The 12,608-nt window shown below is 68.7% G+C and carries 13 protein-coding genes; 3 read left to right on the forward strand and 10 right to left on the reverse strand.

Translation table 11 applies throughout. The features are described 5' to 3' along the window. Window positions 1-494 precede the first annotated feature (494 nt). Together ACFYTS_RS29730 and ACFYTS_RS29735 are read left to right on the forward strand one after the other, a co-directional pair. The gene (locus ACFYTS_RS29730) at window positions 495-755 is read left to right on the forward strand and encodes a hypothetical protein (protein ID WP_357284592.1); all 261 of its coding nucleotides are present in this window, start codon (window positions 495-497) and stop codon (window positions 753-755) included. A gap of 58 nt (window positions 756-813) precedes the next feature. After that, on the forward strand, window positions 814-1,686 hold the full coding sequence (locus tag ACFYTS_RS29735; RefSeq protein ID WP_387308865.1) for an SDR family NAD(P)-dependent oxidoreductase: 873 nt from the start codon (window positions 814-816) through the stop codon (window positions 1,684-1,686). A gap of 14 nt (window positions 1,687-1,700) precedes the next feature. Here the strand turns inward: ACFYTS_RS29735 and ACFYTS_RS29740 are convergent, their stop codons facing one another. Then, window positions 1,701-2,786 (reverse strand): DUF4386 domain-containing protein, encoded by a 1,086-nt coding sequence (locus ACFYTS_RS29740; protein ID WP_387308867.1) that lies wholly within the window; start codon window positions 2,784-2,786, stop codon window positions 1,701-1,703. An 8-nt stretch (window positions 2,787-2,794) separates the two neighbouring features. Beyond that, on the reverse strand, window positions 2,795-3,745 hold the full coding sequence (locus ACFYTS_RS29745; RefSeq protein ID WP_387308869.1) for an NAD-dependent epimerase/dehydratase family protein: 951 nt from the start codon (window positions 3,743-3,745) through the stop codon (window positions 2,795-2,797). 148 nt (window positions 3,746-3,893) lie between these two features. Between ACFYTS_RS29745 and ACFYTS_RS29750 the strand changes: the two genes are divergently transcribed. Then, window positions 3,894-4,595, forward strand: coding sequence for a TetR/AcrR family transcriptional regulator (locus ACFYTS_RS29750; protein WP_387308871.1), 702 nt, complete (start codon window positions 3,894-3,896; stop codon window positions 4,593-4,595). A 395-nt stretch (window positions 4,596-4,990) separates the two neighbouring features. Here the strand turns inward: ACFYTS_RS29750 and groL are convergent, their stop codons facing one another. The 8 genes from groL to ACFYTS_RS29790 form a co-directional block, all read right to left on the reverse strand. Next, window positions 4,991-6,613 carry a chaperonin GroEL gene (gene groL, locus ACFYTS_RS29755; RefSeq protein ID WP_357284602.1) on the reverse strand — a complete coding sequence of 541 codons (1,623 nt, stop codon included), beginning with the start codon at window positions 6,611-6,613 and terminating at the stop codon, window positions 4,991-4,993. A gap of 242 nt (window positions 6,614-6,855) precedes the next feature. Next, entirely contained in the window at window positions 6,856-7,158 is a 303-nt protein-coding gene (locus ACFYTS_RS29760) for a hypothetical protein (RefSeq protein WP_357284604.1), read from the reverse strand. A 107-nt stretch (window positions 7,159-7,265) separates the two neighbouring features. Next, a complete protein-coding gene (locus ACFYTS_RS29765) occupies window positions 7,266-8,021 on the reverse strand; it encodes a Clp protease N-terminal domain-containing protein (protein ID WP_357284606.1) in 756 nt (251 codons plus the stop codon). A gap of 66 nt (window positions 8,022-8,087) precedes the next feature. Further along, window positions 8,088-9,170, reverse strand: coding sequence for an NAD(P)/FAD-dependent oxidoreductase (locus tag ACFYTS_RS29770; RefSeq protein ID WP_387308874.1), 1,083 nt, complete (start codon window positions 9,168-9,170; stop codon window positions 8,088-8,090). A gap of 92 nt (window positions 9,171-9,262) precedes the next feature. Then, the gene (locus tag ACFYTS_RS29775; RefSeq protein ID WP_387308876.1) at window positions 9,263-10,141 is read right to left on the reverse strand and encodes an RNA polymerase sigma-70 factor; all 879 of its coding nucleotides are present in this window, start codon (window positions 10,139-10,141) and stop codon (window positions 9,263-9,265) included. Between the two features lie 32 nt (window positions 10,142-10,173). Beyond that, complete coding sequence (locus tag ACFYTS_RS29780; protein ID WP_357284612.1) at window positions 10,174-10,629, reverse strand: hypothetical protein; 456 nt, start codon at window positions 10,627-10,629, stop codon at window positions 10,174-10,176. A 132-nt stretch (window positions 10,630-10,761) separates the two neighbouring features. After that, window positions 10,762-11,115 (reverse strand): UBP-type zinc finger domain-containing protein, encoded by a 354-nt coding sequence (locus ACFYTS_RS29785; protein ID WP_357284614.1) that lies wholly within the window; start codon window positions 11,113-11,115, stop codon window positions 10,762-10,764. Next, window positions 11,115-12,596 carry an ATP-binding protein gene (locus tag ACFYTS_RS29790; RefSeq protein ID WP_387308878.1) on the reverse strand — a complete coding sequence of 494 codons (1,482 nt, stop codon included), beginning with the start codon at window positions 12,594-12,596 and terminating at the stop codon, window positions 11,115-11,117. The genes ACFYTS_RS29785 and ACFYTS_RS29790 overlap by 1 nt, the downstream gene beginning before the upstream one ends. Window positions 12,597-12,608: the final 12 nt, after the last annotated feature.

The raw sequence follows: 12,608 nt of genomic DNA on the forward strand, positions 1-12,608 counted from the left end.
GAGCCAGGATCAAACTCTCCGTTGAAGACTCTAGATTTACTGCCGAAGCAGCGAATCAGAAGTATCTCGAACCAGAGTCCGAAAACCTAGCAAAATTAGTCGGCCGGAAAATGACCGACTTAAATGTCCAACCACCCTCACGGGGGTGAGAATGATTGGAACCAAATATATTATTTGGCACTGACATTCATCGACACACTATTGAGTTCTCAAAGAACACACGCACAAACGATCTCCCGGGCTCTTAGTCCCGCTCGATCGTGAGGCAACTTTTACAGCTTAGCCCAGCCGTATCAGCGGAACCAAATCCGCTGGTCAGGTGGAACTAGTGTGATTGTCAGGCGCTCCTCGTCCAACCTCGTTTCCCAGGCCCTTGGGGCTCCGGGTCGGTGTCCGTGTCGCTCTGACCTGGACTAAGTTACGTGTTGCTACGAACAGAAGTCAAATCGGCTGGTCAGAGGCATAATTCGCGGGTGTACGTGTGTGCTTGGTCGATGACGAGTGGCATCGCCGACGAGTTCGCGGAAAGACTCCCCGGCAATAACGAAACCGACTGGCGCGTTAGTTGGCTGCCCGGGCGCCTCGTCACCCGTGAACAAGCGATCGCCGCCATGGAATTGGTGGAGCTCCTCCTCGACCCCGCGCATCCCGACGATCCCGCCACGCACGCGACCGTCGCGGCCGCCGCCGCACTCCTCGGTATCCGTGCCATCGATGCCGCCGCCATGCTCTCCGAACGTCATCCCCGGCGCTGACCGGGACACGAATCCGAACCCCCACCGAATCCCGGTGCGGCACTTAGCATCACTGGGCATGCACGACATCAGTGGACTGCTGCACAAGATCCGCCACGGCCTCGACACCCAGGTCAGCCTGTCCCGGCTGCGGCGCTACCGCACCCTCGCCGACGCCGTCGCGGGCCGGACCGTGCTCATCACCGGGGCTTCCTCGGGAATCGGACGAGTCGCCGCCGTGCAGCTCGGCGCGGCCGGGGCCACCGTTCTCCTGGTCGCGCGCCGCGCGGACGAGCTCTCCGACGCGGTCTCCGAGATCGAGGCCGCGGGCGGGCGGGCCGCCGCCTACCCCTGCGACCTCAACGACTTCGAGGCGCTCGACGCCATGACCGCGAAGGTGCTCGCCGATCACGGCCGGGTGGACATCCTCGTCAACAATGCCGGGCGATCCATTCGCCGCCGGCTCGACGAGTCCTACGACCGCTTCCACGACTACGAGCGCACCATGCGGCTCAACTACTTCGCGGCGGTCCGCCTCATCCTCGCCTTCGCCCCCGCCATGCGGGACCGCCGCGACGGACAGATCATCAACATCCTGTCGCTCGCCAACCTGTACGGCGGGCCCGGCTACGCCGCGTATGTCGCGTCCAAGGCCGCCCTCGACTCGCTCAGCACCAACCTGCAAGCCGAGACCCAGACCGAGAACCTCCGATTCACCTCGATCTACCTCCCCCTCGTCCGCACCGACATGATCACCGCCAACCCCGTCTACCAGCAGGCCACGGCCAACGCGCTCACCGCGGACGAAGGCGGCCGGATCATCTGCGACGCCATCATCGACCGCCCCCGCCGGCTGGCCCCGGTCATGGGCCGGGTCGCCGCGCTCATCGACAGCGTCCTCCCCGAACGCGCCGACACCATTCGCAACGCCCGCTTCCGCCAAGGCATGTGAACACCCGGCCGCCGTCACCCGCGACGGCGGCCCCACAACACGGCCAGCCCCAGCATCCACCCGCTCCACAGCACATACCCGGCGAAGTTCGCCTGCTGCGCACCCGCCACCTGCCACGGGGCAGCCACACCGAGCAGGATCAGTGCCGCCGACGTCGTGCCGAGGACCGCGAACCAGCGCGGGAAGCCCTCGCGCCGCAGGACCGAGACCACCAGCACCGTCCACGCGGCGGTCAACGAGTAGCCGAGCGTCTCTCCGACGAACGAGCCCAACAGCCTGTTCCAGAACCCGAATTCGGTGACCGCCGTGGAACTTCCGACCTCGGAAGCCGCACGAGTGGCGAGCCCCGGCACCAGCAGCTGCCAGCGCGACAGGCCGACCGCCTGCACCACCCCCGCCGCCACCCCGGCGCGCACCGCCCAGCGCATGCGCGGCGAATCCGTGCGACGGCCCACCCCCAGCGCGATCGGAACGAACAGCAGCGCGCCGACCACGAGCACCGAGAACCAGGCGACCACCGCGGACTCGTGCATCCGGAACGATGCCAGTACCTCCGTGCCCGGACGGGACAAGACCCGCGGGTAATCGAAGACCGCGCCCAAGCCGGCGAACCCAGCGTTCATGGACACCACCGCCGCGACGATCAACGCGGGCACCAGCAGCGCCCTCGCAGCGCCGGACGCTCGCCGGTCGGAAGCAGTTGGCGTCACAGCGGTCACGGCCGCGCCGCCGGTACCGGCAGGGACACCGTCCACGTCGGTGAACTCGGCTGCCGTGGATACGCCGCCCGCGCTCCGGAACTCGGCGGCAGCGGAGGCGCCGCCCGGGACCTGGGCGGGCATGATCAGCGGCCCTGCGACGTCGACCCTCCGCCGATCGGAACCGGCCGGCACCACTGCGTTCACGACTGCGCGGCCCGGATGGGAGGCGAGCACGGCGTTCGCGTGTGCGGCTTCGGCCGCCACGGGCACACCGTCCGCGCCGGAGACCTGGGCGGTGGCGGGCGCACCGTCAGCGCCGGCGACCTGGGCGGTGGTGGACGCAACGATGCTCGCCGGGTCAGGAGCGCCGGGCGATACGGAATCGCGCATCGGAGACATCGCGTGACCTACCTTCCCGCGGCGGTGCGAGCGGGAACGCCGCCGGGAAGTCCGTCGAGCGTGGCGCGCAGGGTGTCCTCGAGCGACGTAGGCGCGAGCCCGAAACGGCTGGTGGCGGCGGAGGAGTCCAGGACGAAGGGGCGGTCGAACTGATAGCGCAGCTCACGCATTTCGCGGGCGTCGCGGTTGAACAGGCCCGCCGCCCAGAGCAGTGCGGCGGGCAGGCGGCCGATGCGGGCGGTCGGCGCGCCGGCCACCGACGCGGTCAGGTCGGCGAGGGCTCGGATCGACAGCGGCGGCGCGGTGGGCACGTGCCAGGCTCGGCCCCAGGCGGTTTCGTCGTCGGCGATCGCGACCAGCAGGCGGGCGACGTCCGCGGTCGCGGTCCAGCTGTGCGGGGCATCCAGGTCCGCGGGAGCCAGGGCCCGCTTGCCCGCGAGCACGGCCGGCAACACCATGACGGTGAAAACCGAGGTCGCGGCCGGACCGAGGTAGTCCGAGCCGCGCACCTCGGCGGTGCGGATGCGCTCGGATCGGTGGGCGGCCAACTGCTCGGACCACATGTCCGCGCGAACTCGGCCCTTCACCGAGTTCGGGCGCAACGGGTGGGACTCGGAGACCGGGCCGTCGAATTCGCCGTAGGCGTACAGGTTTCCGACAGTGATCAGGGGCGCGCCGGAGCGCTCGGCCACCGCCAGAACGGCGTGGTGCAGGGGCGGGAAATCCTGTGACCAGCGGTGATAGGCGGGCTGGGCGCATTGGTAGAGGGCGGTCGCGCCCTGACAGTGGGCGAGCAGCGACTGCGGGTCGGTGGCGTCGGCGGTGACGCGGTCGATATTCGGGTGCTCGGGGCCGGAGCCGCTGCGGGTGACGATGCGGACGTGGTCGCCCCGGGCGGCGAGCAGCCGCGCGGTGGCCGTGCCCACCGGGCCCGCTCCTATGACGACGTGCAGGGACATGGGGTCCTCGATCCTGTCGGATGGGTGTTCCGAGAACACTGTTCTCGCACTCTCGACGGTAGGAGTGCACGCCGTTTCCTGTCAAGAACACTGTTCTCTCAGTCGCCTACCGTTCTCTCAACGGTTTCCTGTTCTCTACACTGCGACCATGTCCGCCGGATCCCTGCGCGCCCGCGTCCGCACCGAGATGATCGAGGAGATCAAGGCCACCGCCCGCACGCGGCTGGCCACCGACGGCGCCAATCTGTCGCTGCGCGGCGTCGCCCGCGACCTCGGCATCGTCGCCTCCGCGCTGTACCGCTACTTCCCCAGCCGCGACGACCTGCTCACCGCGCTCATCCTGGACGGCTACCGCTCCCTCAGCGCGGCCGCCACCGCCGCTCACGACGCCGCCGATGCGAACAACGCACGCGCACAATGGCTTTCGGTCTGCACCGCCGTCCGCGACTGGGCTCTCGCCAACCCCACCGAATACGGCCTGCTCTACGGCAGTCCCATCCCCGGCTACGACGCGCCGAAGGACACCGTCGGCCCCGCCGCCACCGTCGTCCTGTTGCTCGCGGGCATCGCCACCCGGGCCGCGGCCGCCGACCAACTCACCCCCGCCGCCCTGCCCACCCCCCTGCCCGCCCCCGTCCGCGCGGACCTCCGCGCCCTCATCGAACAACAGTCCGCCGACCTGCCCGAGGAGGCCCTCGATCGCGTATTCGTCGGCTGGACACAGCTTTTCGGCCTGGTCACCTTCGAGATCTTCGGCCGCCTCGACGGCACCATCGAAGCCGTCGCCGACTACTTCCACCACCACATGAACCTGATGGCCGACCTCGTCGGCCTCCCCACCACCGACTGACTCCAACCCGCGACCCGACGACCTCGGCCCGCACACGACGATCTCCGAGTTCTACACCGGCGTCGACGATCGCCTGGACCTGCCGGTCATGCCGCCGCCGGTGCCCAGCGCCGCCGACTTGACCGGCGCCACCGTGCTGGTCGCAGGCAACACCCGGCCCGCCTCCTCGGAGCGACAATGTGGGCCCGCCATTCGCCGATTCCGGCCCGGCATTCGCGGTTTCCCACCGGGGCTCGGGGTCGGGCCGCCGCCGAGTGTTGTCGGTGCCGATCCTCACCACGCACAGCCCAGGTCGTTCGATTCCGTTGCCGAACCTCACCGCACACAGCACTGAGCCCGGTCACCGTGAGGTGACCGGGCTCAGGTCGATCAAATTCCGTTGCCGGAACGGCGGACTAGAAGTCCATGCCGCCCATGCCGCCGGTCGGGTCGCCCGCGGGGGCGGCCTTCTCCGGCTTGTCGGCGACGACGGCCTCGGTGGTCAGGAACAGGGCCGCGATGGAGGCCGCGTTCTGCAGGGCCGAGCGGGTGACCTTGACCGGGTCGGCAACGCCGGCGGCCAGCAGGTCGACGTACTCGCCGGAGTCGGCGTTCAGGCCGTGGCCGTCGGGGAGGTTCGAGACCTTCTCGGCGACGACGCCGGGCTCCAGGCCCGCGTTGAAGGCGATCTGCTTCAGCGGCGCGGACAGCGCGACGCGAACGATGTTCGCACCGGTGGCCTCGTCACCCGACAGGGTCAGCGCGTCCAGGGCCGGAGCCGACTGCAGCAGGGCCACGCCACCACCGGCGACGATGCCCTCTTCGACGGCGGCCTTCGCGTTGCGGACGGCGTCCTCAATGCGGTGCTTGCGCTCCTTGAGCTCGACCTCGGTGGCCGCGCCCGCCTTGATGACCGCGACACCGCCGGCCAGCTTGGCCAGACGCTCCTGCAGCTTCTCACGGTCGTAGTCCGAGTCCGAGTTCTCGATCTCGGTGCGGATCTGCTGCACGCGGCCCTTGATGGCCTCCGCGTCGCCCGCGCCCTCGACGATGGTGGTCTCGTCCTTGGTGATGACGACCTTGCGGGCCTGGCCCAGCAGCTCGATGCCGGCGGTCTCCAGCGAGAGGCCGACCTCTTCGCTGATGACCTCGCCACCGGTCAGGATGGCGATGTCGGCCAGCATGGCCTTGCGACGGTCACCGAAGCCCGGCGCCTTGACGGCGATGGACTTGAAGGTGCCGCGGATCTTGTTCACGACCAGGGTCGACAGGGCCTCGCCCTCGACGTCCTCGGCGATGATCAGCAGCGGCTTGCCGGCCTGGATGACCTTCTCCAGCAGCGGCAGCAGGTCCTTGACGGTCGAGATCTTCGAGCCGACGAGCAGGATGTACGGGTCCTCGAGGACCGCTTCCTGACGCTCGGGGTCGGTCACGAAGTAACCGGAGATGTAGCCCTTGTCGAAGCGCATGCCCTCGGTGAGCTCCAGCTGGAGACCGAAGGTGTTGCTCTCCTCGACGGTGATGACGCCTTCCTTGCCGACCTTGTCCATGGCCTCGGCGATCAGCTCACCGATGGACGAGTCGCCGGCCGAGATACCGGCGGTGGCGGCGATCTGCTCCTTGGTCTCGACCTCCTTGGCGGTGTCGAGCAGCTTGGCGGTGACGGCCTCGACGGCCTTCTCGATGCCGCGCTTCAGGCCGAGCGGGTTGGCGCCGGCGGCCACGTTGCGCAGGCCCTCACGGACCAGCGCCTGGGCCAGCACGGTGGCGGTGGTGGTGCCGTCACCCGCGACGTCGTCGGTCTTCTTCGCGACTTCCTTGACGAGCTCCGCGCCGATCTTCTCGTACGGGTCCTCGAGCTCGATTTCCTTCGCGATGGAGACACCGTCGTTGGTGATGGTGGGGGCGCCCCACTTCTTCTCCAGCACGACGTTGCGGCCCTTCGGGCCCAGGGTCACCTTGACGGCGTCAGCGAGAGCGTTCAGACCACGCTCGAGACCGCGGCGAGCCTCTTCGTCGTACGCAATTGTCTTGGCCATTGCGTTGAGATCCTCCAGATCTGGGGATTGACAGTGTTCTGGCCAGGCATGGTGCCCGCGACGGACGACCGAGGAGCTTGTTAACCAGCCCGGCCTCACCGCCCCGACCTAGCACTCACAGGTATGGAGTGCCAAACCCATTTCTAGCACTCACCCCCTGCGACTGCAAGGTTGGGGCCGGGCCCCGGAACGCGCGCAAGACCGCACGAGTCGCCTCGTGCGGTCCGGCCGCCCGCCCGCTACTACGAGAAGTGCGAGCGGTCGTCGACCCGCAGCAGCAGGGCGATCAGCGCATCCGTGCGGCGCTCCTCGGGAGTGCGGGGCTCGCCGTGCTCGATGGTGACGAGTTCGGCGTCCTGCAGCAGGAGTTCGGCTTCGATACGCATGATCGCCCGGATGAACGGAGGCGCGACCTCGGGTGGGAGGTCTCCGTTCACGATGTAGCCGCCGTCGGGCGTGTCCTCTGTGGAGACATAGCTGAGCGCGCGCAGCAGGTCAGCGCGCTGCTCCCCCGCAACTAGGTCGGAACCCTCGTCGTCCGCCATTCCACAATCGTATCTGCCGCAACATGCTCCCCAGGGGATCCGGCGCGAGGACATCGGTACCGGGGCTTACATCACCAGGTCGGCAGCGGGGCGGAACGACACGCGGACTACTGCGTGTCCTCGGTACCCGCCGGCGCGGCGGGCGCGGTCAGCGACGCCAGCAGGCCCGCGACGTCGGCCTGCACCGCATCCTTGTCCAGACCCAGGCCGGACAGGATGCCCGCACCGTGTTCCAGATCGAGCAGGGCGAGCAGCAGGTGCTCGGTGCCGACGTAGTTGTGGCCGAGCCGCAGCGCCTCACGGAACGTCAGCTCGAGGGCCTTGCGTGCCTGCGCGTCGAAGGGGATGAGCGGCGGAACCGGGTCACCGGTGGCGGCGGGCAGCGCGGCGGTGGCCACCCGGCGGACGGCGTCGGCGGAGATGCCCTTGGCCTCGATCACCTTGACCGCGAGCGATTCCGGCTCCGAGAGCAGGCCGAGGATCAGGTGTTCGGGGCGGGTTTCCAGATTGCCGACGGCCCGGGCCTCCTCCTGGGCGGCCATCACCACCTGGCGGGCGCGCGGGGTGAAGCGGGCAAAACCGGCATTCGGGTCGAGAGCCGCCGCCTGTCCGGCGTCGGCGGGGGTCTTGGGGACGAAGCGCTTCTGGGCGGCCTGCTTGGTGACGCCCATGCTCTGGCCGATATCGGTCCAGGACGCGCCGGAGCGGCGGGCCTGGTCGACGAAGTGGCCGATCAGATGGTCGGCCACCTCGCCGATGTGGTTGCCCAGCACCACGGCGTCGGAGAGCTGCTCGAGCACGTCGTCGGGGCGGGCCTTCTTGATGCCGTCGATCAGGTCGTCGAGGCGGATCGAGTTCGTCATGCGTCAACTTTAGGTTGACCAAGATGGATTGGTCAACCATTGGTTGACGATTCTTCGGCGTGTCGATCAGAGCTTGGCAGCCCGGCCCACCGCGCCCACGATCTGCTCCTTGATCCACGCCGCCGTACGGCCGGTCAGCGCGATGCTGCCGTTCGAGTCGTCGGCCTTCATGAACTGGACCAGACCGTCGCGGCGGCCCAGGCTCATGCAGGTCAGGACGAAGCGCGGGGTGAAGGGCCCCGGCTGCTTGCCGCGCAGCCGGGCCGCGACGGCCGCACCCAGGTACTTGCCCGCGGGCTGCGCGGCCTGGCACGACATCCGGGCCTCGCGGCCGTTGTGCCCGATCATCACCGCCGCGTCACCGACCGCGTACACATCGGCGAGACCGCGGACCCGCAGCCGGTCGTCGACCAGCACCCGTTCGCGTCCGTCCACCGGCAGACCCGAGCGGGCAGCCACCTCGGGCACCTTGAAACCCGTTGTCCAGAGCACGATGTCGGCGTCGACGTGGTCGCCGTCCACCAGGTCGAGGCCGGTGCCGGTCACCGCCGCCACCTTGGCGACCCGCACCTGGACGCCGAGCCGATCCAGGACGGCGCGAATGTGCGCGACGGCTTTGGGGATCAGCCAGCCGCCCGGCTCGTCCGAGCTGACCAGCACCACTTCGAGGCCGGGGTTGCTCTCGGCCAGTTCGGTGGCGGTCTCGAGGCCGGTCGCCCCGCCGCCGACCACGGCGACCCGGCCGGTGAGGGCGGGAATCCGGCGCACATCCTCCGAGGTGGCCACGGTGTGCGCGAATTCGGCCGCGCCGGGCACCATCGAGAGGTCGGCGCGGCTGCCCAGGGCGTAGATCAGCGAGTCGTACGCGACGGCCTCGCCGGTGGCCAGTTCGACGCGGCGAGCCTCGGTGTCGATGCGCTCGGCGCGGCCGTTGACGAACTCGATCCCCTTGGCCGCCAAGGTCTTCCGCAGTTCCCAGCGGGCCACGTCCTGCCCGGCGGCGACCTGGTGCAGCCGCACCCGGTCCACGAATTCGGTGTGCAGGTCGATGACGGTGACGTGCGCGCCCTTGGCCTTGATCGCTTCCCGCGCCGCGGCCAGTCCCGCGTAGCCCGCGCCCAGAACGACGATTCGATGCTGCCCGGTCATGAGAGTGCTCCTTTTCCGGCCCCGCTCGGTAGCCGACACCCTCTAGACCGGACAGCCCCCCGATCCCTGACAGAATCCGGGTGTTCCCTGCGTCACACTCGATCGTGCGACGCGAAATAGGCCAGCTTGTCCGGGTTCACCACGAGCTGGACCGAGGCGATCGAGTCGCCGTCGAAGCCGACGGAGATGGTGCCGAGCACGGCCCCGTCCGCGCGCACCACGAAGGCGGGCGCGGCATTGACCTCTTCGATCACGACGCTGATGTCGGCGCCGAAACTCGGGATCTTGCCGAACAGACCCAGCAGGTAGCGGGCCACCTTCTCCGCGCCGACGATCGGCCGCTTCGCGGCATTGACCTTCGAACCGCCGTCGGCCAGCGCCACGATATCGGCGGTGAACATGGACTCCAGCGCGGCGAGATCACCGGATTGCGCTGCGCTGAGGAACTTTTCGACCAGTTCCCGCGCGTGCGCCGGGGCCGACTCGAAGCGGGGCCTCTCCTCGTGCACCCGGTGCGCGGCGCGGCGGTACACCTGTTGCGCATTGGATTCGGTGAGACTGAGCATGTCGGCGATCTCGCGGTGCGCGTAGCCGAAGGCCTCCCGCAGCACGAACACCGCGCGTTCGGTGGGGCTGAGCCGTTCGGCCAGCGCCAGGAACGCCATCGACACCAGTTCCCGCTGTTCCGCCGATTCCAGCGGGCCGAGTTCGCCGTGGCCGGTGGGGACCGGTTCGGGCAGCCAGGGCCCGACGTAGGTCTCGCGGCGGGCGCGGGCCGAATCCAGCCAGGTGCGGCAGAGATTCACCAGGATGGTGGTCAGCCAGGCTTCGACGGAACGGATGTCGGTGCGATCGGTGCCGTGCCAGCGCAGGTAGGTCTCCTGGACGGCGTCCTCGGCCTCGGCGGCGGATCCGAGCATGCGGTACGCGAGCGCGAAGAGACGCGGCCGGTGCCGTTCGAATTCCACCACGTGTGCCGCCTCCCGGAAATTCTCCCGTGAGACTACTTGGGCGCCACCCGGATCGCGACGGCGACCGGGGTGTTGGCGTAATTTCCGGACATGCAGGCGAGTTTCGCCGTACTCAGCGCGGCATTGGGGCTGCCGTCCAGGAAGGACCCCGGGTGCGCGGCCAGCACCTGCTGGATGACCTGCCGTTCGGCGTCCTCGGTGAGGTCGCGGAAGTCGGCGCAGGTGGTCTGCGCGCCGTTGGGGGCACTGGTCTTCTTGGCCACCGTCGCGGCGGTGGGGACCGCGGCGGGGGCGTCGACGGGCGACTCGGCCGGGATCGCGGCCGTGGTCGGGGCGGCGCTGGTGGTTCTGGCCGCCGCGGTGGTGGTCTCGGCCTGTTTCAGGCCATTACTGCTACCGGCTTTGTCCGAACCACAGCCAGTGAGAGCCGCGCCCAAGGTGAGGGCGATCGCACCTGCGGTGAGGGCGACCATCGAAAGACGCTTCATACCCTGCTTTCCGAACTTTCCCGAGAGTGCCGAATCGCCGGACCGCCCCGGCGCTCGCAGCAGCGTACCCGGCTCCGCCGGAGCCGGAAAGGAAAAGTCTGGTCGGCCGGTTTTTACCGGCCGGTGAGCCGGTCAGTTCAGGCGCTGCTGCCAGTCCGCGGGCACCCGGTCACGCGGGCCCGGCACCCCCTGATCGGCCGGATGCGAGGTCGGGGCGGCCAGTTCGGGACCGCCGCTGTACATATCCTCGGTCTCGAAATTGTAGAACCAGTCCTCACCGGGCTCATAGCTCTGAATGAAGGGATGCCCGGTCTCGCGGAAGTGCTTGGTGCCGTGCTGACTCGGCGAGTTGTCACAACAACCGATATGGCCGCACTCCGCACAGCGCCGCAGATGGAACCACCAGCCGCCGGCCGCGTCGCATTCCGCGCAGCCCGCCCCGCTGGGCGGAACGCTCGGATCGATGCCCTTGATCTGCTCGGTCATCAGTTGCCTCCTGTCGTCGCCGGTTCCGCTTCGGCCTCGGCCGGCGCGGGGTTCGCCGCCTCCAGCGGCAGCCGCACGATGAAACGCGTACTCCCGGGCTCGGATTCGACCCGGATATCGCCGTGATGCTTGTTCACCACGATCCGGAAAGAGATGTCCAGACCCAGCCCTGTGCCCTCGCCCACCGGTTTGGTGGTGAAGAACGGTTCGAAGATGCGGGTGCGGATCTCGTCCGGCACGCCCGGCCCGGTATCGCCGATTTCCACTGCCGCGCACTCGTTCTCGCGATAGGTACGGACGGTGAGCGTACCGCGCCCGCCCATCGCGGACACGGCATTGTCGATCAGATTCGTCCACACCTGGTTGAGTTCGGCCGCGTAGCACGGCACCGGCGGCAGCGCCGGGTCGTACTCCTTGACCACCGTGATGTCGTCGCCGATCTTGCGGGCCAGCATGACCAGCGTGCTGTCCAGCAGTTCGTGCAGATCCACCACCTGGAACGGGGCCCGGTCCATCTGCGAGTACTGCTTGGCCGCGTGCACCAGCGTGGAGATCCGGTTGGTCGAGTCGGTGATCTCGTTCATCAGCAACTCGGTCTCGACGGTGTAGTTGAGCCAGCGCATGGCCGCCTCGAAGACGTCACCGCCGCAACCGGACAGGGTGCCGTGCACCCTCTCCATCCAGTCCAGATCGAAACCGGCCTGCACGAAGTTGGGCGCGATGTCCCAGCTGTTGCCGACCCCGTGGTCCTCGAGCCAGTCGCCCAGCTCGTCCTCGCGGTCGGCGGCCTCCAGCGGCGTCAGCACCGGGGCCTTGGCGACCTGCGCGGCCGCCTCCTCCTGCAACTGGGCCAACGCCTCGAGCGTCTCGGAGTTGAACTTGCCGTGCGCCATCATCTTCAGCTTGTGCCGCATCCCGGCCACCCGCTCGCGCAGCGAGGAGGTGGCGCGCACGGCGGCGGCGGCCGGATTGTTCAGCTCGTGGGTCAAGCCCGCCGACAGCGAGCCCAGCGCCAGCAGCCGTTCCCGCTGGCCGATGCGCTCATTGGCATTGCGATTGCCGAAGAAGACCCCTTCCAGCAGGTGCAGGGCCATCGGGAACCAGTCCTGCATCATCTTCGCGAAGGTTCCCGCGTCGAGGACGAAGAACTTCGAGGGCCTGGTCACGTAGAAGGACGCGGTGTAGGTCTGCTCGACCTTGTCGCCCATGTAGGCGGTCCACGCGCCCGAGTACGAGCCGACATGCTCGGTGCGGACGAGTTCGATCTCCTCGCCGCCCGACATCTTGGTCAGCCGCACCTCGCCGTCCATGAGGACGTAGAAGCAGGTGGCCGGGTCGCCCTCACGGAAAACCAGTCCGGGCTCGAACATCTCGACCCGCCCGTCGCGGCACAGCCAGGCCAGCTGCTCGTCGTCGAGCTTCTCGAACAGGAACAGGTGCCGCAGTTCGTTCGGGTCGCAGATCAATCGGGTGTTGCCCATATGCGCCTACTC

Source organism: Nocardia sp. NPDC004151, assembly GCF_042874235.1.
Classification (GTDB): Bacteria; Actinomycetota; Actinomycetes; order Mycobacteriales; family Mycobacteriaceae; genus Nocardia.

What these genes read in the sequence shown, in the direction of transcription:
- ACFYTS_RS29770 (WP_387308874.1), bottom strand. Translation starts at nt 9,170, where the DNA reads ATGACCGGGCAGCATCGAATCGTCGTTCTGGGCGCGGGCTACGCGGGA.
- ACFYTS_RS29780 (WP_357284612.1), bottom strand. Translation starts at nt 10,629, where the DNA reads ATGAAGCGTCTTTCGATGGTCGCCCTCACCGCAGGTGCGATCGCCCTC.
- ACFYTS_RS29745 (WP_387308869.1), bottom strand. Translation starts at nt 3,745, where the DNA reads ATGTCCCTGCACGTCGTCATAGGAGCGGGCCCGGTGGGCACGGCCACC.
- ACFYTS_RS29735 (WP_387308865.1), top strand. Translation starts at nt 814, where the DNA reads ATGCACGACATCAGTGGACTGCTGCACAAGATCCGCCACGGCCTCGAC.
- ACFYTS_RS29750 (WP_387308871.1), top strand. Translation starts at nt 3,894, where the DNA reads ATGTCCGCCGGATCCCTGCGCGCCCGCGTCCGCACCGAGATGATCGAG.
- ACFYTS_RS29760 (WP_357284604.1), bottom strand. Translation starts at nt 7,158, where the DNA reads ATGGCGGACGACGAGGGTTCCGACCTAGTTGCGGGGGAGCAGCGCGCT.
- ACFYTS_RS29740 (WP_387308867.1), bottom strand. Translation starts at nt 2,786, where the DNA reads ATGTCTCCGATGCGCGATTCCGTATCGCCCGGCGCTCCTGACCCGGCG.
- groL (WP_357284602.1), bottom strand. Translation starts at nt 6,613, where the DNA reads ATGGCCAAGACAATTGCGTACGACGAAGAGGCTCGCCGCGGTCTCGAG.
- ACFYTS_RS29730 (WP_357284592.1), top strand. Translation starts at nt 495, where the DNA reads ATGACGAGTGGCATCGCCGACGAGTTCGCGGAAAGACTCCCCGGCAAT.
- ACFYTS_RS29790 (WP_387308878.1), bottom strand. Translation starts at nt 12,596, where the DNA reads ATGGGCAACACCCGATTGATCTGCGACCCGAACGAACTGCGGCACCTG.
- ACFYTS_RS29765 (WP_357284606.1), bottom strand. Translation starts at nt 8,021, where the DNA reads ATGACGAACTCGATCCGCCTCGACGACCTGATCGACGGCATCAAGAAG.
- ACFYTS_RS29785 (WP_357284614.1), bottom strand. Translation starts at nt 11,115, where the DNA reads ATGACCGAGCAGATCAAGGGCATCGATCCGAGCGTTCCGCCCAGCGGG.